Origin of the sequence: Actinopolymorpha sp. B17G11, assembly GCF_040196095.1 — a bacterium.
Taxonomy (GTDB): domain Bacteria; phylum Actinomycetota; class Actinomycetes; order Propionibacteriales; family Actinopolymorphaceae; genus Thermasporomyces.
The window spans coordinates 1-912 of sequence record NZ_JBEFTW010000104.1; the positions used below are offsets into that span (position 1 = coordinate 1).

General features: G+C 60.6%; 1 protein-coding gene. It reads left to right on the top strand.

Going from position 1 to position 912, the window contains the following annotated elements:
* Positions 1–8: 8 nt before the first annotated feature.
* Positions 9–899, top strand: coding sequence for a carbohydrate ABC transporter permease (locus ABN028_RS35180; RefSeq protein ID WP_349699667.1), 891 nt, complete (start codon positions 9–11; stop codon positions 897–899).
* The last annotated feature ends 13 nt before the right edge of the window (positions 900–912 follow it).

A 912-nucleotide genomic window follows, 5' to 3' on the forward strand; every position in this document is an offset into this window, starting at 1 on the left:
GACGGCGTTTGTCGGGACAGGGGCGGCTGGAACGCCGTTGGGGGATCGTCCTGGCGATGCCGGCGATTCTCGGGTTCGTCATCTTCACGATCGGGCCGATGGTCGCGTCGTTCTTCTTCAGTCTGACCGACTGGACGATCGGCGGGAGTCCGTCGTTCATCGGGGTTGACAACTACCAGACGCTTGCGGGTGATGAGTTGTTCTGGAAGTCGTTGAGCGTGACGACCTATTACACGTTGGGCACGGTGCCGCTGATCCTGGTTCTCGGCTTCATCCTCGCGCTGTTACTCAACCAGCAGGTACGCGGGCTGAGCGTCTGGCGGACGATCTACTACCTTCCGACGTTGGTGCCGGCGGTGGCGAGTGCGGTGTTGTGGATCTGGATCTTCAACCCTGATTTCGGTCTGCTCAACTCGTTGCTGCGCCAGGCGGGACTGCCGACGTCGCAGTGGATCTACAGCGAGACGGCGGTCGTACCGTCGATGGTGATCATGAGCAGTTGGGGTTTCGGCAATGCCATGGTGATCTTCCTGGCGGGTCTGCAGGGAGTGCCACGCCACTTGTACGAGGCGGTGTCGATCGATGGTGGTGGGGTGTGGCAGCGGTTCCGGCACGTGACGCTGCCGATGATGACGCCGACGATCTTCTACAATCTGGTCACTGGTGTGATCGGGACGTTCCAGGTCTTCAACCAGGCGTACGTGATGACTCAGGGCGGGCCGAACAACGCCTCGCTCTTCTACATCTACTACCTCTACCGCACGGCCTTTACCGAAAGCGCGATGGGTTATGCGAGTGCGCTGGCGTGGGTGCTCTTCATGATCATCATGGTGATCACGTTCCTGCTGTTCCAGAACGCCCGGCGCTGGGTCTACTACGAGATGGCAGGTGCCCGATGAGCACGGCTGGGGT